This is a genomic window from Mesorhizobium sp. WSM4820, assembly GCF_055811075.1.
The window spans coordinates 171,779-194,577 of record NZ_JBVVQN010000009.1 but is presented as its reverse complement, the minus strand read 5'-3'; the positions used below and the strand labels follow the sequence as shown (position 1 = coordinate 194,577).

Annotated in this window: 22 protein-coding genes and 1 other RNA gene; 11 read left to right on the top strand and 12 right to left on the bottom strand. The window is 62.5% G+C overall.

Annotated features, from left to right (window positions below; all coding sequences use genetic code 11):
• Positions 1 to 24: 24 nt before the first annotated feature.
• From AC0L2R_RS16805 to AC0L2R_RS16765, 9 genes are all read right to left on the bottom strand, one after another.
• Positions 25 to 1,653: an ABC transporter ATP-binding protein gene (locus AC0L2R_RS16805; RefSeq protein WP_473510285.1), complete on the bottom strand. Its 1,629-nt coding sequence runs from the start codon at positions 1,651 to 1,653 to the stop codon at positions 25 to 27.
• A complete protein-coding gene (locus AC0L2R_RS16800) occupies positions 1,650 to 2,150 on the bottom strand; it encodes a type II toxin-antitoxin system VapC family toxin (RefSeq protein WP_473510284.1) in 501 nt (166 codons plus the stop codon). The genes AC0L2R_RS16805 and AC0L2R_RS16800 overlap by 4 nt, the downstream gene beginning before the upstream one ends.
• Positions 2,150 to 2,383 carry a hypothetical protein gene (locus tag AC0L2R_RS16795; RefSeq protein ID WP_236379202.1) on the bottom strand — a complete coding sequence of 78 codons (234 nt, stop codon included), beginning with the start codon at positions 2,381 to 2,383 and terminating at the stop codon, positions 2,150 to 2,152. Before AC0L2R_RS16795 ends, AC0L2R_RS16800 begins: the two co-directional genes overlap by 1 nt.
• Before the next feature lie 139 nt (positions 2,384 to 2,522).
• On the bottom strand, positions 2,523 to 3,662 hold the full coding sequence (locus AC0L2R_RS16790; RefSeq protein WP_473510282.1) for an ABC transporter permease: 1,140 nt from the start codon (positions 3,660 to 3,662) through the stop codon (positions 2,523 to 2,525).
• Positions 3,662 to 4,756 carry a microcin C ABC transporter permease YejB gene (locus tag AC0L2R_RS16785; RefSeq protein ID WP_473510280.1) on the bottom strand — a complete coding sequence of 365 codons (1,095 nt, stop codon included), beginning with the start codon at positions 4,754 to 4,756 and terminating at the stop codon, positions 3,662 to 3,664. Before AC0L2R_RS16785 ends, AC0L2R_RS16790 begins: the two co-directional genes overlap by 1 nt.
• Positions 4,756 to 5,022: a hypothetical protein gene (locus AC0L2R_RS16780; protein WP_473510279.1), complete on the bottom strand. Its 267-nt coding sequence runs from the start codon at positions 5,020 to 5,022 to the stop codon at positions 4,756 to 4,758. The genes AC0L2R_RS16785 and AC0L2R_RS16780 overlap by 1 nt, the downstream gene beginning before the upstream one ends.
• Positions 5,009 to 6,895 carry an extracellular solute-binding protein gene (locus AC0L2R_RS16775; protein WP_473510277.1) on the bottom strand — a complete coding sequence of 629 codons (1,887 nt, stop codon included), beginning with the start codon at positions 6,893 to 6,895 and terminating at the stop codon, positions 5,009 to 5,011. The genes AC0L2R_RS16780 and AC0L2R_RS16775 overlap by 14 nt, the downstream gene beginning before the upstream one ends.
• Positions 6,895 to 8,772, bottom strand: a complete 1,878-nt coding sequence (locus tag AC0L2R_RS16770) for an extracellular solute-binding protein (RefSeq protein WP_473510276.1) — start codon at positions 8,770 to 8,772, stop codon at positions 6,895 to 6,897. The genes AC0L2R_RS16775 and AC0L2R_RS16770 overlap by 1 nt, the downstream gene beginning before the upstream one ends.
• A gap of 158 nt (positions 8,773 to 8,930) precedes the next feature.
• Positions 8,931 to 9,605 (bottom strand): c-type cytochrome, encoded by a 675-nt coding sequence (locus tag AC0L2R_RS16765; protein ID WP_473510274.1) that lies wholly within the window; start codon positions 9,603 to 9,605, stop codon positions 8,931 to 8,933.
• 193 nt (positions 9,606 to 9,798) lie between these two features.
• Between AC0L2R_RS16765 and AC0L2R_RS16760 the strand changes: the two genes are divergently transcribed.
• The 4 genes from AC0L2R_RS16760 to AC0L2R_RS16745 all read left to right on the top strand — a co-directional run bounded on the left by AC0L2R_RS16760 (position 9,799) and on the right by AC0L2R_RS16745 (position 13,010).
• Positions 9,799 to 10,527: a 3-deoxy-manno-octulosonate cytidylyltransferase gene (locus AC0L2R_RS16760; protein WP_473510272.1), complete on the top strand. Its 729-nt coding sequence runs from the start codon at positions 9,799 to 9,801 to the stop codon at positions 10,525 to 10,527.
• Between the two features lie 27 nt (positions 10,528 to 10,554).
• Entirely contained in the window at positions 10,555 to 11,418 is an 864-nt protein-coding gene (locus AC0L2R_RS16755; RefSeq protein ID WP_473510270.1) for a prephenate dehydratase, read from the top strand.
• Between the two features lie 44 nt (positions 11,419 to 11,462).
• A complete protein-coding gene (locus tag AC0L2R_RS16750; protein ID WP_473510269.1) occupies positions 11,463 to 12,266 on the top strand; it encodes an alpha/beta hydrolase in 804 nt (267 codons plus the stop codon).
• 93 nt (positions 12,267 to 12,359) lie between these two features.
• Positions 12,360 to 13,010: a glutathione S-transferase family protein gene (locus AC0L2R_RS16745; RefSeq protein ID WP_473510267.1), complete on the top strand. Its 651-nt coding sequence runs from the start codon at positions 12,360 to 12,362 to the stop codon at positions 13,008 to 13,010.
• On the opposite strand, the gene AC0L2R_RS16740 is transcribed toward AC0L2R_RS16745, so the two are convergent.
• The 3 genes from AC0L2R_RS16740 to AC0L2R_RS16730 are packed head-to-tail and all read right to left on the bottom strand — an operon-like array spanning position 13,007 to position 14,714.
• Entirely contained in the window at positions 13,007 to 13,300 is a 294-nt protein-coding gene (locus AC0L2R_RS16740; protein ID WP_473510265.1) for a Dabb family protein, read from the bottom strand. The two genes, AC0L2R_RS16745 and AC0L2R_RS16740, sit on opposite strands and share 4 nt — an antisense overlap.
• 18 nt (positions 13,301 to 13,318) lie before the next feature.
• Positions 13,319 to 14,260 carry an NAD(+) diphosphatase gene (gene nudC, locus AC0L2R_RS16735; RefSeq protein WP_473510263.1) on the bottom strand — a complete coding sequence of 314 codons (942 nt, stop codon included), beginning with the start codon at positions 14,258 to 14,260 and terminating at the stop codon, positions 13,319 to 13,321.
• A gap of 34 nt (positions 14,261 to 14,294) precedes the next feature.
• The gene (locus AC0L2R_RS16730; RefSeq protein WP_473510261.1) at positions 14,295 to 14,714 is read right to left on the bottom strand and encodes an HIT domain-containing protein; all 420 of its coding nucleotides are present in this window, start codon (positions 14,712 to 14,714) and stop codon (positions 14,295 to 14,297) included.
• Positions 14,715 to 15,079: 365 nt separating this feature from the next.
• Between AC0L2R_RS16730 and ffs the strand changes: the two genes are divergently transcribed.
• The 7 genes from ffs (at position 15,080) to AC0L2R_RS16695 (ending at position 22,781) form a co-directional block, all read left to right on the top strand.
• Positions 15,080 to 15,176: signal recognition particle sRNA small type (gene ffs / locus AC0L2R_RS16725), an RNA gene on the top strand.
• 105 nt (positions 15,177 to 15,281) lie between these two features.
• Positions 15,282 to 17,096, top strand: coding sequence for a DNA polymerase III subunit gamma/tau (locus AC0L2R_RS16720; RefSeq protein ID WP_473510259.1), 1,815 nt, complete (start codon positions 15,282 to 15,284; stop codon positions 17,094 to 17,096).
• 94 nt (positions 17,097 to 17,190) lie between these two features.
• Positions 17,191 to 17,514 carry a YbaB/EbfC family nucleoid-associated protein gene (locus AC0L2R_RS16715; RefSeq protein ID WP_065005911.1) on the top strand — a complete coding sequence of 108 codons (324 nt, stop codon included), beginning with the start codon at positions 17,191 to 17,193 and terminating at the stop codon, positions 17,512 to 17,514.
• Positions 17,515 to 17,752: 238 nt separating this feature from the next.
• Entirely contained in the window at positions 17,753 to 18,640 is an 888-nt protein-coding gene (locus tag AC0L2R_RS16710; RefSeq protein ID WP_473510257.1) for a cell wall hydrolase, read from the top strand.
• A 124-nt stretch (positions 18,641 to 18,764) separates the two neighbouring features.
• The gene (gene recR, locus AC0L2R_RS16705; RefSeq protein ID WP_023802085.1) at positions 18,765 to 19,370 is read left to right on the top strand and encodes a recombination mediator RecR; all 606 of its coding nucleotides are present in this window, start codon (positions 18,765 to 18,767) and stop codon (positions 19,368 to 19,370) included.
• Positions 19,371 to 19,546: 176 nt separating this feature from the next.
• Complete coding sequence (locus tag AC0L2R_RS16700; protein ID WP_473510255.1) at positions 19,547 to 20,818, top strand: lytic murein transglycosylase; 1,272 nt, start codon at positions 19,547 to 19,549, stop codon at positions 20,816 to 20,818.
• 319 nt (positions 20,819 to 21,137) lie between these two features.
• Complete coding sequence (locus tag AC0L2R_RS16695) at positions 21,138 to 22,781, top strand: ABC transporter substrate-binding protein (protein WP_473510254.1); 1,644 nt, start codon at positions 21,138 to 21,140, stop codon at positions 22,779 to 22,781.
• Positions 22,782 to 22,799: the final 18 nt, after the last annotated feature.

Sequence of the window (22,799 nt, the reverse complement as noted above, 5' to 3'; positions counted from 1 at the left end):
TCTTTTTCCTTTATGCGGTACAGCCTACTCGCTGACGATGCCGACCGGCGCCGTTTCGATCCTGAATGCGGCCGAGATCAGCGCCTTGGTATAGTCGGTCTGCGGCCGTTCGAAAATCTGTTCGGACGGGCCGGCCTCGACGATCCTGCCATTGCGCATGACGATGACGTCGTTGGCAAGCGCACGGATGACCTTCAGGTCGTGGCTGATGAACAGATAGGCGAGGTCGTGCTTCGCCTGCAGACTGCGCAGAAGGTCGACCACCTGCGCCTGCACGCTCATATCGAGCGCCGAGGTCGGCTCGTCCAGCATGACGAAGCGCGGGTTGAGCACCATGGCGCGGGCGATGGCGATGCGTTGGCGCTGGCCGCCGGAAAACTCGTGCGGATAGCGATTGCGCGTGGCGGGATCGAGCCCGACTTCACCGAGCACATCGACAATGCGATTGTCGCGCTCATCGGGCGACAGTTTCGGCTCGTGGATCTTCAGCCCTTCCTCGATGATCTCGGAGACCGACATGCGCGGACTCAACGACCCGAACGGATCCTGGAAGACGATCTGCAACTCGCGCCGCAGCGGCCGCATGGCGTTGAATGACAGCTCGTTGATATCGCGCCCATCGAACTGAATGGTCCCGGTCGACGAGATCATCCTGGCCAGCGCCAGGCCGAGCGTCGTCTTGCCCGAGCCGGATTCGCCGACGACGCCGAGCGTCTGGCCGGCGCGCACGGTGACGTCGATGCCGTCGACCGCCTTCACATTGTCGACGGTGCGCCGGAAAAAGCCTTTCTTGATCGGAAACCAGACTTTTATGTCCTGGCCGGTCATCACTGGCCTGGCAGCAGCGTTGGCGGCGGGCGGCTTGCCCTTGGGTTCGGCGGCAAGCAAATGCCGCGTATAGCTGTGCTGCGGGTTGGCGAAGATTTCTTTCGTCGGCCCGGTTTCGACGATCTTGCCCTTGGTCATCACGCAGACCCGGTCGGCGATCTTTCTGACGATGCCGAGGTCGTGGGTGATGAACAGCATCGACATGCCTTTGCGGCTCTTCAACTCCGCGAGCAGCTCGAGGATCTGCGCCTGCACAGTGACGTCGAGTGCGGTCGTCGGCTCGTCGGCGATCAGCAGTTCCGGCTCGTTGGCCAGCGCCATGGCGATCATGACGCGCTGGCGCTGACCGCCGGAAAGCTGGTGCGGATAAGCGTCGAGCCGCTTCTCCGGCTCGCGGATGCCGACCTCGTTGAGCAGCTCCAGAGTGCGCGCCTTGGCTTGGCGGTCACCCAGGCCCTGGTGCAGCGTCAGCACCTCGACGATCTGCTGCTCGATCGTGTGCAGCGGGTTGAGCGAGGTCATCGGCTCCTGGAAGATCATGGTGATCTTGTTGCCGCGCACCCGGCGCAATGCCTTCTCGTCGGCAGCGAGCAGATCGGCGCCCTGGAACAGGATTTTTCCCGACGGATGGCTGGCGGCCGGATAGGGCAGCAGCTTCAGCACCGACAGCGCCGAGACCGACTTGCCGGAGCCGGATTCGCCGACCAGCGCCACCGTCTCGCCCTTGGCGATGTCGAAGGAGATGTGGTCGACGGCCATCGACCGGCGGCCTTCCTGCGCGAAGCCAACGCTGAGGTCTTGCACGGAAAGGAGAGGGGCGGTCATCGCTCAACTTCCGCTACAACCCTGTCCAAGGCGGAAATTTCCGGTCGTATGACCGAAATTTTGGCTGCCATTCGAGGGGGAACGAGACGATTTGGTGCGATGGAATAGGTCTCTTTCAATCTCGTATCCGCGGTCAGAAATTGTGTGCAACCGAAGTGCATCGCTGTGGAAAGATGGATCGCGTCCGGTAATCTCAAGGAAAGGAATTCCGAACGCAACTGTGCTGCGTGCCAGAGGACCTCGCGAGTTATCGTCCCAATTGAGATGAAGGCATTGCCGATTGAAATACTGTCGTAGAGTTCGATCAGTCGCTCATTGTTCTTTCTCAGGGGATCGACCATCAACTCTGCGAGCACGAGATCACTTGTCGCCAGGAACGGCTGCTTTCTGCCCTCGTTCAGTGAAATGAGCTGAAGCAGTTTTTTTGCAAGGGCATCATTGTTTTCAAAGGCATAGATGAAAATGTTGGTATCGACATAAAGCCGGACTGAAGCCATCAATCCTCCCACTCATCGCGGAGGGCACGAACACGCGCGACAGCCTCGTCGAGGCTTGTTCCCGGCGCGTTGGCCTGGGCATTCCGCATGAGTTCAAGCAATTGTTCGCGGCCAAGCGGCCTGTTGGCCTCTTCCTCCACTGTCACTTTGACCGAGGCGCTCGGAGCTATGCCCTTTCGTAGTTCATCCGGGAGCTTCGATGCCGGGTAGTGTTCAAGGATGACCCTATTCATGACCCTTTCCTCTGCGGATTGACGGACTGAACGGACGCCAACTCACCGTCAAAGCCGCCGGTTCCTTGAGGTACGTCCGCTTTTTGTCGGGATTGCCATTTCCGAAACATAACATGTCAAATGCCAGCCTGCATCGCCCTCATCTGAACGTCTTGCGCGGATCGAAGGCGTCGCGGGTCGCTTCGCCGACGAAGACCAGCAGCGACAGCATCAGCGAGATGACGACAAAGCCGGAGATGCCCAGCCATGGCGCGTTGAGGTTGCGCTGCGCCTGCTTGAGGAGCTCGCCCAGCGAGGCCGAGCCGGGCGGCAGGCCGAAGCCAAGGTAGTCGAGCGAGGTCAGCGTCGAGATCGAGCCGCTGAGCAGGAAGGGCAGGAAGGTCAGCGTCGCCACCATGGCGTTGGGCAACAGATGCCGGAACATGATAGTACCGTTGGGTACGCCCAGCGCGCGCGCGGCGTTGACATATTCGAAGTTGCGGGCGCGCAGGAACTCGGCCCGCACCACGCCGACCAGCGCCACCCAGGAGAACAGCAGCATCAGCCCGAGCAGGATGAAGAAGCCGGGCGGCAGGATGGCGGCGACGATGAGGAGCAGATAAAGCACCGGGATCGCCGACCAGATTTCTATGAAGCGCTGGAACAGAAGGTCGGTCCAGCCGCCGAAATAACCCTGCAATGCGCCGGCCGTCACGCCGATCACCGCCGAGCCGGCGGTGAGGATCAGGCCGAACAGCACCGAGACCCTGAATCCATAGATGACGCGCGCCAGCACGTCGCGGGCCTGGTCGTCGGTGCCCAGCCAGTTCCAGTTGCCGACGACGCAATTGGGGTCGGCCGCACCTTGCGGATACTGGTTGCAACGTGTCTTGGTGTCATAGAGCCAGGACGGCTTGGTTGGTGCGGCCTCGGGAATGGCATTGTTGACCGTCCGGTAGGAGTAGCGGACGGGCGGCCAGATCATCCAGCCATGAGCATTGATCTCGTCCTGGATGACCGGGTCGCGATAGTCGGTGACCGCATAAAAGCCGCCGAACTTCTCTTCGGGATAAGCGACCACGACCGGAAACAGGATTTCGCCCTTGTAGGAGACGAGGACCGGCTTGTCGTTGGCGATCCATTCGGAAAACAGCGACAGCACGAAAAGCACGAGGAAGATCCACAACGACCAGTAGCCGCGCCGGTTGGCCCTGAAATTCTGCAGCCGCCGCTGGTTGAGCGGCGACAGCCAGGGCCGTGCGATCCGCTCCGGCGCCGTTTCGGCTGCGGCCCCGGCCATCAGACGTCTCTCCGCTCGAAGTCGATGCGCGGGTCGACCCAGGTATAGATCAGGTCGGACAGCAGCCCGACGATCAGACCAAGCAGCGAGAAGATGTAGAGATTGGCGAACACCACCGGATAGTCGCGCTCGACCACCGACCTGAAACCGAGCAGGCCGAGGCCGTCGAGCGAAAAGATGTTCTCGATCAGCAGCGAGCCGGTGAAGAAGGCCGAGATGAAGGCGCCGGGAAAGCCGGCGACCACGATCAGCATGGCGTTGCGGAAGACGTGGCCGTAGAGAACTTGCCGTTCCGACAGGCCCTTGGCGCGGGCGGTCACCACATACTGCTTGCGGATTTCCTCGAGGAAAGAATTCTTGGTCAAAAGCGTCGTTGTGGCGAAGGCCGACAGCACCAGCGCCGTCAGCGGCAAGGTCATGTGCCAGAGATAGTCGACGATCCGCGCCGGCCAAGACAGCTGGTCCCAATTGTCGGAGGTGATGCCGCGCAGCGGAAACCAGTCGTAGAACGATCCGCCGGCAAACAGCACCATCAGCAGGATGCCGAACAGGAAGCCCGGAATGGCGTAGCCGACAATGACGATGCCGCTGGTCCATACGTCGAATGCCGTGCCGTCCTTGACGGCCTTGCGGATGCCGAGCGGGATCGAGATCAGGTAGGACAGCAGCGTGATCCACAACCCGATCGAGATCGACACCGGCATCTTCTCCAGGATCAGATCGATCACTGAAATGTCACGGAAATAGCTGTCGCCGAAATCGAACCGGATGTAGTTCCACAGCATCATGCCGAAGCGCTCTAGCGGTGGCTTGTCGAAACCGAACTGCTTTTCCAGCTTGGCGATGAATTCGGGGTCGAGCCCTTGCGCGCCGCGATATCTCGAACCGGCATCGCCGGCTACGTCGAAATTGCTGGCGCCGGCGTCACCGCCGCCGCCGCCAAGGCGATCGCTGCCGCCCTGGTTGGTCAGCCTGGCGATGACCTGCTCGACCGGCCCGCCCGGCGCGAACTGGATGACGGCGAAAGACACTGCCATGATGCCGAACAGGGTCGGGATCATTAGCAGGATGCGGCGCAGGATATAGGCGCCCATCAGAAATTGTCCATCTCGAGGAAGAGCACTGCTTCAGACCAATCGTCGACGGCAGCGCCGCCCCTCATTGTCCTGCCGGACATTTCTCCCCGTATAGTGACGGGGAGAAATGGGCTGGCCGCAATCTCGGCGCCTTTATTGCCTCGCTTGTGATTGGCGAAATCATCGATGAAGGCGCCCCTCTCCCCGTCACTATACGGGGAGAGGATGCCGGCAGGCAGGTGAGGGGCGGCGCCGACGCCTGCAGGAAATTCACCCTTTGCCAATCTTTGCCGCCTTGTCCTTGTCGAACCACCACAGCGCCTCGACCGGAAAGCCGAAATCGGGCTTCTGCTCGGGAAAGCCGAACATGTCCCAATAGGCGACTCGGTGATTCGCGAGATAATATGTTGGAATCCAGTCTAGCCGCGCGCGCAAGACCCGATCGAGCGCTTTGAGCGCCGTGATCAGTTCGATCCGGCTCTGCGCCTTGCCGGCTGCCTCGATCAGCGCATCGATGGCCTTGCTTTCCGTGCCGGGATAATTGCGCATCCCCGGCGTTTTCGCCATCCGCGAATCGTAGAGTATCTCCAGGCCGTCGGCAGTCGGCGTCGCCCCGATCGACCAGGCGAGCAGGGTGAAATCGAAATCGAAATTGCTCTGCCGCTGTTCATATTGCGTCGAATCGACCTGCCGGATCGAAGCGTCGATGCCGATCGTTTTCATGTTCTCGGCCCACGGCGACAAAAGCCGAACGATGCCGTCGTCCTCGGCCAGCATTTCCACTCGCAGCGGCTCGCCCTTTTCATTGACAACGAAATTGCCCGCCCGCTTCCAGCCGGCTTCGGCAAGCAGTCTCGAAGCCGCGCGCAGCAGCTTGCGGTCGTGGCCCGAACCGTCGGAGACAGGCTGCATCACCGCTTCGCCGAAGGTTTCCGGCGGCAACTCGGCTCGGAACGGCTCCAGCAGGGCCAATTCCTTGGGCGAGGGCAGGCCCTCGGCCTTGTAATCCGACCGCTCGAAATTCGATTGCGAGCGCTCGTAGGCGCCGTAAAACAGAACCCGCTTGGTCCATTCGAAATCGAAGCAATTGGCGATCGCGCGTCTGACGCGCACATCGCGGAATTGCGGACGACGCTGGTTCAGCGCGACAGCCTGCATGGATGGCGTTTTCTCGCCGGGAAATTCGCGTTTGACGACCCGGCCGTCCTTCAGTGCCGGAAAGTCGTAACCGGTTGCCCATACCCGCGAGGTAAATTCTTCGCGAAAATGCGTGTCCCCCTTCTTCAGGGCTTCAAACGCTGCCTGGCGATTGATGTAAAAATCGATGCGGATGCGGTCGAAATTATAGACGCCGCGGTTCACGGCCAGATCCCTGCCCCAATAGTCGGCGACGCGCTCATATTCGACGGTCTGTCCGGCCGCCACGCGCCCTATTTTGTAAGGTCCGGAGCCGAGCGGCGGTGTCATCGTCGAGGCATCGAAATCATTGACCGTATAAAAGGCTTTGGACACGATCGGCATGGCGACGATCGCAAGGATATTCTGCGCGGATTGTTTGCCGTTGAAGGTGAGGTCCACGGTAACCGGATCGGCCGCAACCGCTTCCGTCATATGCCGCAACGCCTGGGAGAGGTTCGGATGGCCCTTGTCCTTGTAAAGCTTCAATGCGAAGGCGACGTCCTCCGCGGTCATTGGCGAGCCGTCGTGGAAGCGTGCTTGCGGTCGCAGGCTGAAGCGGAAGCCATTGCGGTCCGGCGACAAGGTAACCGACTCGGCAAGCCGGCCATAGACCGCATCCGGCTCATCGAGTGCGCTAGCCATCAGCGAATCGAAACAGAGTTCGGTGCGCGGCGGCGATTCCCCTCTCAACACCAGCGAATTCAGCGTGTTGAACGTCAGGAAGCTCTGATTGAAGGTGGAGTTCGGCGGTGCGAAATTCATCTGGCCGCCCTTGGGCGCGTCCGGATTGACATAGTCGAAATGCGTGAAACCTGGGGAATATTTGAGGTCGCCGAAGGCCGACAGACCATGCAGCTTGACCCCCGTCGGGATGGCGGCGAAGGCGCGGCCGGGCAACAGCGCTGCCGTCGTGGCCGCGACGCCCAAGGCCAGAAAGTCGCGGCGGGCCAGCGAGACGCGGCGGGGGAGCGCCGCCATCAATTGCCACTCTTGTATTTTGCTGCCAGCGCCTTTTCCTTGTCCGCATCGATCCACCAGGAATTCTGGTCGACGCCGCTATAGGCCGGCTGCTTTTCCGGGATGCCGAACTTGTTCCAGTACGCTATCCAGACCGCCGACCGATGGTGTTGCGGCACGACATAGTAATTCCACAGCAGCACCCGGTCGAGCGCATGGGTGGCAGCAACCAGATCGTCACGGTCGGTCGCGAAGATGACGCGGTCGACCAGCGCATCGACGACCGGATTCTTGATGCCGGCGTAGTTGCGCGATCCAGGCGTATCTGCGGACTTGGAGCTCCAGAAGTCACGCTGCTCGTTGCCAGGCGAATCCGACTGCCCCAACTGCGCTATGGTGACGTCGAAATCGAAATTGTTGACGCGGTTGATGTATTGGGTCTGGTCGATCAGCCGCAGCGTGGCGTCGACGCCGATCTTGCGCAGATTGGCGATATAGGGACTGGAAAGGACCTGGTCGGTATCGTTCCAGCCGAGGATTTCGAACTTGAACGGCTCGCCTGTCTTGGCATTGACCATCTTGCCGCCCTTGATCACCCAGCCCGCCTTGGCGAAGAGATCGACCGCAGTCTTGAGATACTTGCGTTCCGCCTGCGGCGAATCGTAGACCGGCAGCTTGAATTCCTGGGTGAAGACTTCGGGCGGCAGCTTGTCGCGATATGGCTTGAGGATTTCCAGTTCCTTGCCTTGCGGCAGGCCGCTCGATGCCAGTTCGGTGCCTTGGAAGTAACTGCTGGTACGGGTGTTGGAACCGAAGAACAAGGTACGGTTCATGGCCTCGAAGTCGAGCGGGTAAGTCAGCGCGGCGCGCACCAGACGATCCCCAAACAGCGGACGCCTCGTGTTGAGCATGAAGGCCTGCATCGGTTCGGGCGAGGCGGTCTTGAATTCCTGCTTGATGACGTCGCCTGCCTGGACCGCCGGGAAATTATAGGCGGTGTTCCAGCGCCTCGAACTGTTTTCTGGCCTGATGTCATGCAGTCCGCCCTTGGTGAAGGCTTGCCAGGCGGCATTGTCGTCGAGAAAGTAGCTGAAACGCTGCCTGTCGAAATTCTCGCGGCCGATCTTCACCGGCAGTTTGGCAGCCCAGTAGTCTGGAACCCTCTGCCAGATGATTTCAGAGCCCGGCTTGAAGCTGGCGATCTTGTAGGCGGCCGAGCCGAGCGGCGGCTCCTGCGTCGGCCTGGTCACGTCGCGTTTCTTGCCGGTGGCGTCGGTGCCTTCCCACCAGTGCTTCGGCAGCACGACGAGATCGCCGAGAATCTTGGGCAGTTCCCGGTTGCCCTTCTGGTCGAAATGGAATTCTACCTCGCGGTCGGAAACCGCGACCGCATCGGTGACATTCTCGAAATAGCGGCTGTACATCGGGCTGTTGGCCTTCAGCACCTGAAACGACCAGATTACATCGTCGGTGGTGATCGGCTTGCCGTCATGCCACTTGGCCCGCGGGTCGAGGCGGTATGTTGCCGACGAATAGTCGTCCGGATGTTTGTAGGCGTCGGCGATCAGCGGATGGCTGACGCTGCCTTCGTCGGTCGCCTGCTCCATCAGCGTGTCGTAGAGCAATCCGCCGCCGAACGGGGCGAAGCCAGCCGCGGCGGAACCCTGGACGATATAGGGATTGAAGCTGTCGAATGTGCCGAGCACCACCGAATTCAGCGTGCCGCCCTTCGGCGCGTTCGGATTGACGTAATCATAGTGCTGGAAGTTGTCGCCATATTTGGAGTCGCCGATCAGCGACGAGGTGGTGCGCCATTCGTCCGCCAAGGCTGCCTGCGGGCCGCCGGCAAAAGCTGCCACAACCAGCATCGATCTGAGAAACGTTCGGCCAACCGTCATGCCTTCTCCTCTGTGCGATAGCTGCTAGCGGACAATCTAGTTCATTTGACGCTCATGAAAACCGCGACAGGCCGGCTTTGTCGCCGCACACGCGCTTTTCCAATTGAAAAAGCCGGGCTGAACCCGGCTTTTCTAAGAATTTGTCCATGACAATTGCGTTATTGCGCCGGAGCCGGTGCGGGAGCAGCAGGGGCCGGAGCTGGGGCGGCCGGTGCTTCACCCTCTGCCGGCTTGGCCGGTGCCGCGCCTTCGGCGGGCGCGGCTGCATTTTCGGCCGAAGCGCCGGGTGTCGGCAGCGGCTTCGGACTGTCCGACAGCGTGCGCAGATAGGCGATGACGTTGGCACGGTCCTCGTCTTTCGGCAGGCCGGCGAAGCCCATCGCCGTGCCCTTCACCAGCTTCTTCGGCGAAAGCAGAAAGTCATTGAGGTGGTCGTAGGTCCATTTTTCCGCGCCGCCCTTGGAAAACTCCTTCATCCCCGCCGAATAGGCGAAGCCCGCATGTTCGGCGATGGGACGGTCGACGATGTCCCACAGATCGGGGCCGACCTTGTTCGGTCCGCCTTTTTCACCGGTGTGGCAGGCTTGGCACTTCTTGAACACGGACGCACCCGCCTCGACATTGGCGTTGGCCAGGAGGTCGGCGATCGGCTTGGCTTCGGCGGGGGCTGCCGGGCCGCCCTCGGCAGGCTCCTCGGTCGCCTCGATGGCGTAGCCGGGTTTTTCCGGTGCTGGGGAGGCGAACAGCGCGTCGGATATGATGCCGACCGAGAAGACGACGAACACGGTTCCGAGCAGGCCGCCGATCAGCTTGTTGATTTCGAAAGAGTCCATACGCCCCAGGCTCCCTTTTCCGGCGGACCGATCCGTCCACTCCGTCCGTCGGTAATCGTGAACCACCCCGCGAGGCGGTCAAATCGGGCGGAAACTAGGTCTTTTGCTCTGGCGTTGCAACACCTATAAGGGCGCTTCCAGTGAGACCTTTTGCCACTTTTCCCTTCCTCTTTTTCGGATGCTTCATCACCCGATGTCCACGCTCATCCTCATCCCGGCCCGCATGGCCTCGACCCGCCTGCCGGGCAAGCCGCTGGCCGACATCGCCGGCGTTCCGATGATCGTCCATGTCGCCCGCCGCGCCGCCGAGGCGGGGCTCGGCCGGGTGGTGGTCGCCACCGATACTGACAGCGTGGCGGAGGCGGTGCGGACGCACGGTTTCGAGGCGGTGATGACGCGCGTCGGCCATGAATCGGGCTCCGACCGCATCTTCGAGGCGCTGGCCACGCTGGATCCCGGGCGCAAGGTCGAAACGATCGTCAATGTGCAGGGCGACCTGCCGACCATCGATCCCGACATCATCAAGGCTGCACTGAAGCCTTTCGAGGATGCGACGGTCGACATCGCCACGCTTGGCATCGAGATCGTCCGCGACGAGGAAAAGACCAACCCGAATGTCGTCAAGATCGTCGGCTCGTCGCTGTCGGAGACACGGTTGCGGGCGCTCTATTTCACCCGCGCCACCGCACCCTGGGGCGAGGGGCCGCTCTATCATCACATCGGCCTCTATGCCTATCGCCGCTCAGCGCTCGAGCGGTTCGTCGCGCTGCAGCCGTCGCCGCTGGAACGGCGCGAGAAGCTCGAGCAGTTGCGGGCGCTGGAGGCCGGCATGCGCATCGACGCCGAGATCGTGCAGTCGGCGCCGTTCGGCGTCGACACGCCGGACGATCTCGAACGCGCCAGAACCGTCCTTTCAACCTGAGACATCTGGACACCTGAGACATTTGGCATGCCTGAGAAAACCAACAGAATAGCCTTCCAGGGCGAGCCGGGCGCCAATTCCGACACCGCCTGCCGCAACATGTTCCCTGATATGGAGCCGTTGCCGTGTCCGACCTTCGAGGACGCTTTCAATGCGGTCGAGACCGGCAAGGCCGACCTCGCCATGATCCCGATCGAAAACACGATTGCCGGGCGCGTCGCCGACATCCATCATCTCCTGCCGGAATCGAAGCTGCACATCGTCGGCGAATATTTCCTGCCGATCCATTTCCAGCTGATGGTTCTGCCGGGCGTCAGGCGCGACGAGATCAAGACCGTGCACAGCCACATCCACGCGCTCGGCCAGTGCCGCAAGTATATCCGCAAGAACGGCTGGAAGCCGGTGGTCGCCGGCGACACGGCGGGCGCCGCCAAGCTGGTTGCCGAGCTGAAGGACCGCACCATGGCCGCGTTGGCGCCGGCGCTGGCTTCGACGCTCTACGGGCTCGACATCATCGAGCAGAATGTCGAGGATACCGACAGCAACGTCACCCGGTTCGTCGTGCTGACCAGGAACAGGCAGTGGGCCGAACGTCCCTCGGCCGAGGCCAGGATGATGACGACGTTCATCTTCCGCGTCCGCAACGTGCCGGCCGCGCTCTACAAGGCGATGGGCGGCTTCGCCACCAACGGCGTCAACATGACCAAGCTGGAGAGCTACCAGCTCGGCGCATTCACGGCGACCCTGTTCTATGCCGACATCGAGGGTCATCCCGACGATCCGCTGGTAAAACTGGCGCTCGACGAGCTTGCCTTCTTCTCGCGCGAAATGCGGATTCTGGGCGTCTACCCGGCCAGCCAGTCGCGCGAGCAATGGAAGGTGGCGGACTAGCGCAGCGCCTTGCCAGGTGACGAGCATCGGGCGACATTCCTGCGATGTGGCTTTTGAAACTGACGCTCGCGGTCGCTGGATTGTATGCGGTGATTGTTGCCGTCGTGTATGCGCTCCAGTCCTGGCTGATTTTTCCGGCCGGCCTTGCGGGGTTCGGACCCGATCTGCCGGCTGGGGCCCGCCATGTCGAACTGGCGACGGGGGATGGCGAGCGCGTCGTTCTGGTCCGCCTGCCGGCAAGGCAGGCGCCGGCCGAGCCACGCCCGCTGCTGCTGGGGTTCGCCGGCAACGCCTGGAACGCCGACGCACTTGCCCTCATGCTGCACCAGTTATTTCCCGAACACGAGGTCGCTGCGCTGCACTACCGCGGCTATGCGCCGAGCAGCGGCAGCCCGTCGGCCGCCGCCCTGTTCGAGGACGCCCGACGCGCCCATGACCAGCTGGCCAGCGATGCCAAAGCCGGCATCGTCGCCATCGGCCTTAGCATCGGCGCTGCGGTTGCGGCCGATCTGGCGACGGCCCGGCCGTTGCGCGGTATCGTCACGGTGACCCCCTTCGATTCGCTCAGAGAACTCGCCGCTCACCACTATCCCTGGCTGCCGGTGCGCCTCTTGCTGCGGCACCGCATGGAGACGGCAGAAACGCTGCGCAACCTCGATGTGCCCACGGCCGTCATCACCGCCGAGAATGACACCATCGTACCTGCGGCGCGTTCGGCACCTCTGCGCGAGGCTGCCCGTGACCTGCGCAGCCACATCGCCATAGCGGCTGGCCACAACGACCTCTATGGCCATCCCGACTTCGCCGGAGCGCTACGCGCCTCCGTTGCGGCGGTCACGCGCGATTGAAAAACAATTCGCAGATGTCGGAATTCCGGCGCGACATTCGTCCTTTGCTTGCCGCAATCTGAAGAAGGGAGACGACGAGATGAAGGCCTGCCCATGACCCCCACCATCACTGCCTTTGAACGGTCGCCCGATCGCGGCAGGGGACTGGCGCGCGACATGCGTGTTCGCTGGGCGCTTGAAGAAGTCGGCCCGCCCTACAAGGTTCGTCTCGTTTCGTTCAAAGCGATGAAGGAACCCGCGCATCTCGCGCTTCATCCTTTCGGGCAGATTCCGACCTTTGAAGAAGGCGATCTCGCGCTGTTCGAGTCGGGGGCGATCGTGTTCCATATCGCCGAGCGCCATGCGGGCCTGCTGCCAGACGAGGCGAATGCCAGGGCGCGCGCAATCTCATGGATGTTTGCCGCGCTAAACACCGTGGAGCCGCCGATCCTTGAACGCCAAACCGCCGTGCTCCTGGAGCGCGACGAGACCTGGCACGAACAGCGCCTGCCTATGGTCGAAGATCGCATCCGTGACCGGCTGGGCGAGCTTTCCGGTCGTCTTGGCGATGCCGACTGGCTCGATGGCGCGTTCAGCGCCGGGGACCTGATGATGGTGCACGTGCTGCTAAGGTTGAGCGGGTCGGGTATACTGGACGAATATCCGAATCTCTCCGCCTATGTCGCCCGCGGCGAAGCCCGGCCCGCCTACAAGCGTGCTTTCGCCGCTCAGCTGGCGGTTTTCACCGGCAAGTCACCAACTTAGCTCAGCGGCGCGTAGTCGATCTCCAAAAACGCCGCGACTTCCGGGATCCAGCGGTCGCGGACGAAGGCGACGTGATCGGGATGGTCGTTGTAGCCGGAATAGGCAGCCTGGTCGGCGAACTCCATCGAGAAGCCGAAGCGATAATCGTTCTTCGGGCTGACCTGCCGCAACTGCTCGAATTTCTCGACGCCCGGTATCGCCGCCAGTATTTTGGCGTCTGCCAGAAATTTTGCCTCCTCGGCCGAGTTCTCCTTGTGCCTCAGCCTGAACACCACTGTATGACGGATCATTTTTGCTTCCCCTGCAGGCTATGCGCTGTCGGCCCAGGCGCGGATGAGGTTGTAGGCGATCGCCCCCTTCGGCGGCGTGACCAGGCCGCCCGGATGCTCGCGGGCCAGCATCGACAGCACCTCGTCGCGAAAGAACCAGCGGCAGTCTTCCAACTCGTTGAGGTCGGCCTGGATGTCGTCGTTGAGCGGCTCGCCGAAGCAGCCGATCATCAGCGAATAGGGAAACGGCCAGGGCTGGCTGGCGTGATAGACGACGCGGCCAAGCCGGATACCGGCTTCCTCCAGCGTTTCGCGGCGCACCGCCGCCTCGATCGTCTCGCCAGGTTCGATGAAGCCGGCAAGCGCCGAATACATGCCGGGCGCGAAATGCCGGCCGCGACCGAGCAGGCATTTTTCCCGCGTCGCCGTCAGCATGATCGCCACCGGGTCGGTTCGCGGAAAATGCTCGGTGGCGCAGGCCGGGCAAAGCCGCTTGTAGCCGCCGGCCCGCATCGCGGCTTCGGCGCCGCATTTGCTGCAGAAGCGGTGGCTGGCATGCCAGGCGAGCAGCGCTGCTCCTTGCGCCATCGCGCCGGCCGCCGCCTCGTCGATCAGCCCCTGCATGTAGACCGAGCGATAGTCGATGGCCTTGATCGTCTCCGGCAGTTGTTCGGGATCGAGCCCGGCCGGCACGGCGAGCACCGGGCCGCTGTCGGAAAAACCGAGCAGGACGCCACGGTCGAGCAACGCCTCGAGCGGCTGGCTTTCCTCGGCGCCGAACCAGGGGTCGAAGCCGCCACCAATGAGCTTCAGGTAGAGCCGCCCGCCATGCATCAGCAAAAGCCTGGCTGAAGGATCGGCGAGCGCCTTTTCGACGGAATCGTCGGCGCGGTTTTCCGATTGCCGGTCGATCATGTTGCCGGCAAAGCCGACGAACTGGCTCGGCTCGCGCAAGGGCGCGTCAAACAGGCGGAAGCTCATCGAGACCCAACTTCAGGATGGACATGGGAAAGGCTTATAGCGCCGCCTTTATCTTCTGCGCAAACCGGCGCAGGTCCGAGCGCTCGTAGGGCTCGCGCATGCCGTGCCCCCACACCGGGCCCGGCCAGCCGGGATCTCCTTCCGAGCGCGCAAGGACATGGACATGCAACTGGCGGACGATGTTGCCAAGTGCGCCGCTATTTATCTTGGTGCAGCCGGTCACGCTTTTCAGCGCCTGCGCCACCATATTGGTCTCGAAGGTCAGCATCGCCTGGTCGAGCGGCGTCAAATCATGGATTTCCTCCGCGCCCGGCCGTTGCGGCACCAGAAGCAGCCACGGCCAGCGGCGGTCGTTCATCACGCGCAACTCGCACAGGCCGAGCCACATCAACTGCTCGCTGTCGGCCTCCAGACGAGCATCCAGCGTGAATCCGGCCTCGAGGCCCGGCGACATCGGCGTTTCCTTCACTTTTGTAGTATTTTTTACTTCATGGACGCTAGAGCGGCTGCCGTTAGCCCGCAAGAGGGCGGCAAGCGAATCAAGGCCGATCGTGGCGATGATGGTCCGGCGAAGAACTCAGGGTATGGCCTGCCAAGACTTTGGGCTGGAATGAAGCCACCATCTCGCGCCCCCTCTGGTCTGCCGGCCATGGCTTTCGCTCATCTGTTCTTGCTTTGTGCCGGCCGCTATGCCAGTAGTTTCAACATGGTGCTTAATCGCGCCAGCGATCCGCCTCCGAGGCGGTTTTTTATTTTCTGGTTTCGCCGCCCGTCACTGCGCCCTTGCATTTCATCGCCGGATTGCCGATATGGGAAGCGGGAGGTTGGTGGTGGACGGTCCACTCGCCAACCGGGTCAGGTCCGGAAGGAAGCAGCCCTAACGAGCCCGGAACGGGTCATTGTTCCAGCCTCCCACCTCTTCGCCTTTCTCCCGCGATATTGACGGCGCCAAGCCCTGCGGGCGAAACTATGCGCAGAAATCGGCCGCCTTGAGCCGCGGCCCTTGGAGCTTTACGGGCGAATGAGCGAAGCCGGAAATTCGGGAACGGAAAAGGCCGCCGCCTACCGCGTTCTGGCGCGCAAATACCGTCCCGCCAATTTCTCCGAACTGATCGGCCAGGAGCCGATGGTCCGCACCCTCACCAACGCTTTCGCCACCGGCCGCATCGCCCAGGCCTGGATGCTGACCGGCGTGCGCGGTGTCGGCAAGACGACGACGGCGCGCATTCTCGCGCGGGCCCTGAACTACAAAACATCTGATGTCGACCAGCCTTCGGTCGATCTTGCCGTGCCGGGCGAGCATTGCCAGGCGATTATGGAAGGCCGCCATGTCGACGTCATCGAGATGGACGCCGCCTCGCACACCGGCATCGACGACATCAGGGACATCATCGAGCGCGTGCGTTATGCGCCGGTGTCGGCGCGCTACAAGGTCTACATCATCGACGAAGTGCACATGCTCTCGACGCAGGCCTTCAACGGCCTGCTGAAGACGCTGGAAGAGCCGCCGCCGCACGTCAAATTCATCTTCGCCACCACCGAAATCAGAAAAGTTCCGATCACCGTTCTGTCGCGTTGCCAGCGCTTCGATCTCAGGCGTATCGATGCCGGCACATTGGTCGCGCACCTCTCCTCGATCGCCGGAAAGGAAGGCATCGCGGTCGATGACGACGCGCTGGCGATGATCGCCCGCGCGGCCGAGGGCTCGGCGCGCGATTCGCTGTCCATTCTCGACCAGGCGATCGCCCATGGCAGCGGCGCGGTCAGCGCCGAAGCGGTGCGCGCCATGCTCGGGCTGGCCGACCGCGCCCGCATCGTCGACCTGTTCGAACATGTGATGAAGGGCGATGTGGCGGCCGCACTGGCCGAATTCCGCAACCAGTACGACACCGGCGCCGATCCGGCCGCTGTGCTGACCGACCTGGCCGAGTTCAACCATCTCGTCACCCGGCTGCGCTTCGTGCCGACAGCCCTCGAGGACGCCTCGCTGTCGGAGGACGAGCGCCGGCGCGGCGCCGATTTCGCCAAGGCGCTGTCGGTCAGGGTGCTGTCGCGGACCTGGCAAATGCTGTTGAAAGGCATTCCCGAGGTGCAGTCCTCCAACCGGCCGGTCAGCGCCGCCGAAATGGTGCTGATCCGGCTGGCGCATGCCGCCGACCTGCCGACGCTGGACGAGGCGCTGAAATCGCTGGAGAGCGCAGCGTCGGTGCCGAATGGCGCGCCACGCTCGAATGGTGCGCCCGCAAGCTCTGGCCCAGCAAATCCGGGTAATGGTGGCGCCAGCGCCGTGGCGCAGGCGCGGATGCCGACGGCCAATGGCGGCGCCCAGACGATGCGGCTGGTCGAACCCGAGCCGATGCCTGCGCCTTTCGTTCCGGCGCCGGAGCCGGTCGCCGATGCGCCGCCAGTGCCGGTTAAATCGCTGGCCGACATCGTCGCCCTTGCCGACGCCCAGCGCGACATCGCTTTCAAGGTGCTGGTCAAGCGCTGCGTGCGCCTGGTGCGCATCGAGCCGGGCCGTATCGACGTCAGCCTGACCGATGACGCGCCGAAGATGCTGCTCAATGATCTGACCGCCAAATTGCGCGCCTGGACCGGCCGCAACTGGCTGGTGTCGCTGTCGAAGGAAGCGGGCGGCCAGACGCTGGCCGAGATGGAATCGACCAAACGCGAAAACGCCCTCCTCGATGCCAAGAGCGACCCGACCGTCGCCGCCATCCTGGCGCGGTTTCCCGGCGCCAAGATCATCGACGTGCGTATTCCCGACGCACCGGAAGCCGATGCGGCGGAGGCAGAGGTTCCGATCGAGCCGGCCACCGACGAAGACGAAACCTGAGCAACCGAAGGTCAGCGAAGCAAAAAATTGAGAGCCGGTTTTCGGAGAAGATCGTGCTTAAACAAGAAACAAATCAATCGTAGAGGACAACGCGATGAAAGATCTTCTCGGCCTGATGGGCAAGGCGAAAGAAATGCAGGCCAAGTTCCAGGCCATGCAGGACGAGATCGCCACCTTGGAAGCCACCGGACAGGCCGGCGGCGGCTTGGTCAGCGTGACGCTGACCGGCAAATTCGAGATGAAGGCGCTGAAAATCGACCCATCGCTGTTCAAGGAGGACGAGGTCGAGATTCTGGAGGATCTGCTCCTCGCCGCCCACAATGACGCCAGGGCCAAGGTCGAGCAGATGATGCAGGAAAAGACCCAGGCGCTGACCGCCGGACTGCCGATACCGCCGGGAATGAAGCTGCCGTTCTAAGGTGCTGTATGCCGGTCGAGCGAGCCCATGGCTTTGGCCCGGCCGGCCACGCTGCGAAGGCTGCGACGCTCGAAGGTCATGCCGTTACAATGGCCGAAGAGCGCAGCGGTCAACGCGGCCAGCTGTGTCCATTAGGCAACTCCGCTCACTTAATAACGCTTTAGCCATCTTTTTGCCCGAAAGTGTCTCATTCTTGCCGCAACCAGGGGCGGGCTGGCGACAGAATGAGGGGATATCTTTGATCGTGACCCGATGGAAGACGCCGTTGCTGCTCGGCGTCATCACCTCTCCGCTGTTTTTGGCCGCCTGCAGTCAGACCACGCACGGCCTGTCCGTGGCCAGCCTGACCGATACCGCTAGGTCCCGGCCCTACAATCACACAGCGAAGGACAAGGAGTGCCTCCAGCGCGCGATGTTCTTCGAATCCAACCGGTCGAGCCGCGACGGCATGATTGCCGTCGGCACGGTGGTGATGAACCGGCTGCGCTCCGGCAAGCACGGCAACACCATCTGCCAGGTGGTCGGCGAACGCGGCCAGTTCGCGCCGGGCGTGATGACACGGCCGATGAATTCGAAGGCGATGCCCGATGTCGAGGAAGCCGCCGAGGCGGTGCTCAAGGGCGAGCGCAAGACCAAGCTGAAGAACTCGATGTTCTTTCACACCGCCGGCCTGCGTTTCCCCTACAAGAACATGCACTACACCATGGTCGCCGGCGGCAACGCCTTCTACGAAAAGCGCGGCCGCAACTGGAAACCACTGCCGGACGAGCCAACCGTCGCGGTGGCGCAGGCGACGCCGCGGCGGTCGCGCGCCGCACCGGTGACGCTCATGGCCTCTGCTGCGCCGGCCGCCAAGGCGGCGCCCAGCAAGGTGACCTATGTGACGGCGATCGCATCGCAGCCGGCAAAGGCTACTTCAGGGAAGGCAACACCGGAGAAGGTGACCTTTGTGGCGATGCAGGAGCCGGACGCCGCCCGTTTCGGCAGCACCGCCGGTGCGCAACCGGCTACGTCATTTTCGGCGGCGCCGGCCGAGCCGACGATGTCGTTTGAATCGACACCCGAGAACACCGATGCCATCGGCGCGATGATCGCCGGCCAGGGCAGGCCGCTGCAAGCCTACTGAGCTATTGATAGTCGACGTCGGCAACGCAAGCCGACGCGATTGTCCCGCAGCAGCGTCGTTGCGTTCGAAGGACACGCGCCGCAGGACAGTTCCAAAACCCATTGAAAAATCCTAAACCGATGCGATGTCGAAGCGAATCGCCGGTCCCGAGATCGAACGCCTGATCCAGCTCCTGGCCAAGGTGCCGGGGCTTGGGCCCCGTTCGGCCAGGCGGGCAGCGCTTCACCTCATCAAGAAGAAGGAGCAGTTGCTGTCGCCGCTCGCCGCCGCCATGAGCGAGGCGGTCGACAAGGTGCGCATCTGCTCGACCTGCGGCAATGTCGATACGTCCGACCCCTGCATGATCTGCACCGATCCGCGCCGCGACGCCGGCACGCTCATCGTCGTCGAGGACGTGGCCGACCTGTGGGCGCTGGAGCGGGCGGCCGCCATGAATGTCCGCTATCACGTGCTCGGCGGCTCGCTGTCGCCGCTCGACGGCATCGGCCCCGAGCAGCTCAACATCCGCTCGCTGGTCGACCGCGTCGCCGGCGGCGAGGTCAAGGAGGTGATCCTTGCCGTCAACGCCACCGTCGAGGGCCAGACCACCGCGCATTATCTCACCGATCAATTGTCCGGCTTCGATATCAAGGTGACGCGGCTGGCGCATGGCGTCCCGGTCGGCGGCGAACTCGACTATCTCGACGAAGGCACGCTGGCCGCCGCGCTGCGCTCGCGGACGGCGTTTTGAGGCGATTGGGGGGAGGTATTCTTGAGATGATTGCGTTCTGTGGCGCCCCCCTCTGTCCTGCCGGACATCTCCCCCACTTGGGGGGAGATTGGCTGTCATCCCGGCTTTCGCAAACCTCCAGCGTTGGAGGAAAAGCGCCGTGGTCAAAGCTGCCAATCTCCCCCCGAGTGGGGGAGATGTCCGGCAGGACAGAGGGGGGCGCCACAGAACGCGGACTTCGCGGACTGGCGATTTTTCTGGTCGCGCTAACCGGACTTTTGATTTCCACCCCCGCCTCCGCCACAAAACTCGACACCCAGTTCCGCGCCTGGCTCAACAACGACCTCTGGCCCGAAGCCAACGCCAACGGCATCTCCAGAAAAACCTTCGACGCCGCCTTCGACGGCATCAAACCGAACCTCAAACTGCCCGACCTGGTAATGCCGGGCAAAAAAGCGACGACGCCGCAAAAGCAGCATCAGGCCGAGTTCGATTCGCCCGGCGCCTATTTCGCCGAAAAGACGGTTCGCGCCGTGACCGCTGGTGGGCGCACCCGCAAGGCGGCCAATGCCAGGACCATTGCCGCGATCGAGAAGCGCTACGGCGTGCCGGGCGAGGTGCTGCTGGCGATCTGGGGCCGCGAGAGCGGCTTTGGCGCGGCGAAAATGCCTTACGACGCCTTCGAAGTGCTGGGGACCAAGGCCTTCATGGCGACCAGGAAGGATTTCTTCCGTACCGAGCTTATGGCGGCGCTCGAGATCGTCGAGCGCGGGCTGGCCCCGGTCGGCGCGATGAAATCGTCATGGGCCGGCGCACTCGGCCAGCCGCAGTTCATGCCGAGTTCGTTCCTCAAACATGCCGTCGACTTCGATGGCGACGATCGGGTCGACATTTGGAACTCGGTGCCGGACACGCTGGCCTCGATCGCCAACTACCTCGTCCATTATGGCTGGGTGAAGGGCCGCGGCTGGGGTTTTGAGGTGACGGTGCCGGAAGCGGTCTCCTGTTCGCTCGAAGGCCCGGACCAGGGCAAGAGGATTTCCGAGTGGGCTGATCTGGGCATCAAGCGCATCGCGGCAAGACCGTTCCCGGCGCGCGAATTGAAGGCCGAAGGCTTTCTTCTGATGCCGGCCGGGCGCAGCGGTCCAGCCTTCATCGTCACGCCCAATTTCTACGTCCTGAAGCAATACAACACCAGCGATCTCTACGCCCTGTTTATCGGCCACGGCGCTGACCGCATCGCCAACGGCGACAGCAATTTTTCGGGGCGCTGGCGTGCGGTCGGCGGGCTCCACAGGTCCGACATCGCCACCTTGCAGCGGGCGCTGGAGGCCGAGGGCTACGACGTCGGCAGCGCCGATGGCCTGCCCGGTTTCAAGACGCGCCGGTCGATCGGCAAATGGCAGGCGAAGAACGGTCGCGCCGCCACCTGTTTTCCCGACGCCGACCTGGTCACCGCGTTGAAATAGCTGCACTCCGGGTGTCGTTTTCGGCGGTGGTTGCTTGCCTGATCTGGTCCAACAAACAGCTTTGCAAATGCTCGTTGCCGCGCCTGAAACCGCCGGATATGGTGAGGCCGAACTGGATAAAAATCACCTAGACGCCGGTTCAGGGTCACCGTCCGATTAGAGCGCCGCGCGTCCGTTGGACGCGCAAGGGACGCTCTAAAACTTTGAACTACACATCGTGCTTTCCGAAAATCGATTCCGATTTTCGGGCCGATGTGTCAAGTAAATGCCAAAACCCTGAGCCGGGAACTCAGGTCAACAAAACAGGGAACAGTTAAAAATGATGATGGAAAAGTTTGCCCTACGCTCCCGCGTCCTGCTTGCCGGCGCAGCCATGTCCGCGCTGCTTCTGGCCGGTGCGCCTGCCCTTGCTGTCACGCCGGCCGACACGCTGGTCGAGGGTTTCGCCATCGACGACATCATCTCGATGGATCCGGGCGAGGCGTTCGAGCTGTCGACCGCCGAGGTCACCGGCAACACCTACGACCTGCTTGTCCGCCTCGACTTGAGCGACACGTCCAATGTCAAGGGCGATCTCGCCGAAAGCTGGACTGTCTCCGACGACGGCCTGACCTACACTTTCAAGCTCAAGCCCGGGCTGAAATTTGCATCGGGCAATCCGATCACCGCGGCTGATGTCGCCTATTCGTTCGAGCGCGCCATCAAGCTCGACAAGAGCCCGGCCTTCATCATCGGCCAGTTCGGCATCAATGGCGACAACGTCACCGAGAAAGCCAAGGCCATCGATGACACGACGTTCCAGTTCACCGTCGACAAGGCCTATGCGCCGAGCTTCGTCCTGAACTGCCTGTCGGCAACCGTCGCCTCGGTTGTCGACAGCAAGCTGGTCAAGGAGCATGCCGCCGCGGTGACGCCCAGCGATGACTACAAATACGACAACGACTTCGGCAACGCCTGGCTGAAGACCGGCTATGCCGGCTCCGGCGCCTTCAAGCTGCGCGAATGGCGGGCCAACGAGGTCGTCGTCATGGAGCGCAACGACAATTACCACGGCGAAAAGGCCAAGCTCGCCCGCGTCATCTATCGCAACATGAAGGAAAGCTCGGGCCAGCGCCTGGCGCTGGAGGCCGGCGACATCGACGTTGCCCGCAATCTCGAGCCGAACGACCTCGACGCCATCGCCAAGAACGCCGATCTCACCACCACCAGCGCGCCGAAGGGCACGGTCTTCTACATCAGCCTCAATCAGAAGAACCCGAACCTCGCCAAGCCGGAGGTTCGCCAGGCCTTCAAATATCTCGTCGACTATGATGCCTTGAGCTCGACCATCCTCAAGGGCATCGGCGAGATCCACCAGACCTTCCTGCCAAAAGGCGTGCTTGGCGAGCTGGACGAAAATCCGTTCAAATTCGACCTCGCCAAGGCCAAGGAACTGCTCGCCAAGGCCGGCTTGGCCGACGGCTTCAGCGTCACCATGGACGTACGCAACACCCAGCCGGTGACCGGCATGGCGGAATCGTTCCAGCAGACGCTCGGCCAGGCCGGCGTCAAGCTGGAGATCATTCCCGGCGACGGCAAACAGACGCTGACCAAGTACCGCGCCCGCAACCACGATATCTATATCGGCCAGTGGGGTCAGGATTATTTCGATCCGAACTCCAATGCCCAGACCTTCGCCAGCAACCCCGACAATTCGGATGAAGGCAAGACCAAGACGTTGGCGTGGCGCAACGCCTGGGACATTCCGGAATTGAGCAAGGAAACCGAGGCGGCCCTGCTCGAGAAGGACCCGGCCAAGCGCGCCGCAATGTACCAGGATCTGCAGAGGAAGGTTCTCGAAGCCAGTCCTTTCATCATCGTCCACCAGCAGCTGGAAGTGGCCGGCCTGCGCAAGAACCTCAAGGGTTTTGCGCTCGGCCCGAGCTTCGACACCAATTTCGTCAGCCAGATCTCCAAGGAGTGACGCCGGCGGACGCGCCGC

What these genes read in the sequence shown, in the direction of transcription:
- AC0L2R_RS16715 (WP_065005911.1), top strand. Translation starts at nt 17,191, where the DNA reads ATGAAAGATCTTCTCGGCCTGATGGGCAAGGCGAAAGAAATGCAGGCC.
- AC0L2R_RS16770 (WP_473510276.1), bottom strand. Translation starts at nt 8,772, where the DNA reads ATGACGGTTGGCCGAACGTTTCTCAGATCGATGCTGGTTGTGGCAGCT.
- AC0L2R_RS16795 (WP_236379202.1), bottom strand. Translation starts at nt 2,383, where the DNA reads ATGAATAGGGTCATCCTTGAACACTACCCGGCATCGAAGCTCCCGGAT.
- AC0L2R_RS16750 (WP_473510269.1), top strand. Translation starts at nt 11,463, where the DNA reads ATGTGGCTTTTGAAACTGACGCTCGCGGTCGCTGGATTGTATGCGGTG.
- AC0L2R_RS16760 (WP_473510272.1), top strand. Translation starts at nt 9,799, where the DNA reads ATGTCCACGCTCATCCTCATCCCGGCCCGCATGGCCTCGACCCGCCTG.
- AC0L2R_RS16790 (WP_473510282.1), bottom strand. Translation starts at nt 3,662, where the DNA reads ATGGCCGGGGCCGCAGCCGAAACGGCGCCGGAGCGGATCGCACGGCCC.
- recR (WP_023802085.1), top strand. Translation starts at nt 18,765, where the DNA reads ATGTCGAAGCGAATCGCCGGTCCCGAGATCGAACGCCTGATCCAGCTC.
- AC0L2R_RS16700 (WP_473510255.1), top strand. Translation starts at nt 19,547, where the DNA reads ATGTCCGGCAGGACAGAGGGGGGCGCCACAGAACGCGGACTTCGCGGA.
- AC0L2R_RS16755 (WP_473510270.1), top strand. Translation starts at nt 10,555, where the DNA reads ATGCCTGAGAAAACCAACAGAATAGCCTTCCAGGGCGAGCCGGGCGCC.
- AC0L2R_RS16695 (WP_473510254.1), top strand. Translation starts at nt 21,138, where the DNA reads ATGATGATGGAAAAGTTTGCCCTACGCTCCCGCGTCCTGCTTGCCGGC.
- AC0L2R_RS16730 (WP_473510261.1), bottom strand. Translation starts at nt 14,714, where the DNA reads ATGTCGCCGGGCCTCGAGGCCGGATTCACGCTGGATGCTCGTCTGGAG.
- AC0L2R_RS16740 (WP_473510265.1), bottom strand. Translation starts at nt 13,300, where the DNA reads ATGATCCGTCATACAGTGGTGTTCAGGCTGAGGCACAAGGAGAACTCG.
- AC0L2R_RS16775 (WP_473510277.1), bottom strand. Translation starts at nt 6,895, where the DNA reads ATGGCGGCGCTCCCCCGCCGCGTCTCGCTGGCCCGCCGCGACTTTCTG.
- nudC (WP_473510263.1), bottom strand. Translation starts at nt 14,260, where the DNA reads ATGAGCTTCCGCCTGTTTGACGCGCCCTTGCGCGAGCCGAGCCAGTTC.
- AC0L2R_RS16765 (WP_473510274.1), bottom strand. Translation starts at nt 9,605, where the DNA reads ATGGACTCTTTCGAAATCAACAAGCTGATCGGCGGCCTGCTCGGAACC.
- AC0L2R_RS16785 (WP_473510280.1), bottom strand. Translation starts at nt 4,756, where the DNA reads ATGGGCGCCTATATCCTGCGCCGCATCCTGCTAATGATCCCGACCCTG.
- AC0L2R_RS16745 (WP_473510267.1), top strand. Translation starts at nt 12,360, where the DNA reads ATGACCCCCACCATCACTGCCTTTGAACGGTCGCCCGATCGCGGCAGG.
- AC0L2R_RS16800 (WP_473510284.1), bottom strand. Translation starts at nt 2,150, where the DNA reads ATGGCTTCAGTCCGGCTTTATGTCGATACCAACATTTTCATCTATGCC.
- AC0L2R_RS16720 (WP_473510259.1), top strand. Translation starts at nt 15,282, where the DNA reads ATGAGCGAAGCCGGAAATTCGGGAACGGAAAAGGCCGCCGCCTACCGC.
- AC0L2R_RS16805 (WP_473510285.1), bottom strand. Translation starts at nt 1,653, where the DNA reads ATGACCGCCCCTCTCCTTTCCGTGCAAGACCTCAGCGTTGGCTTCGCG.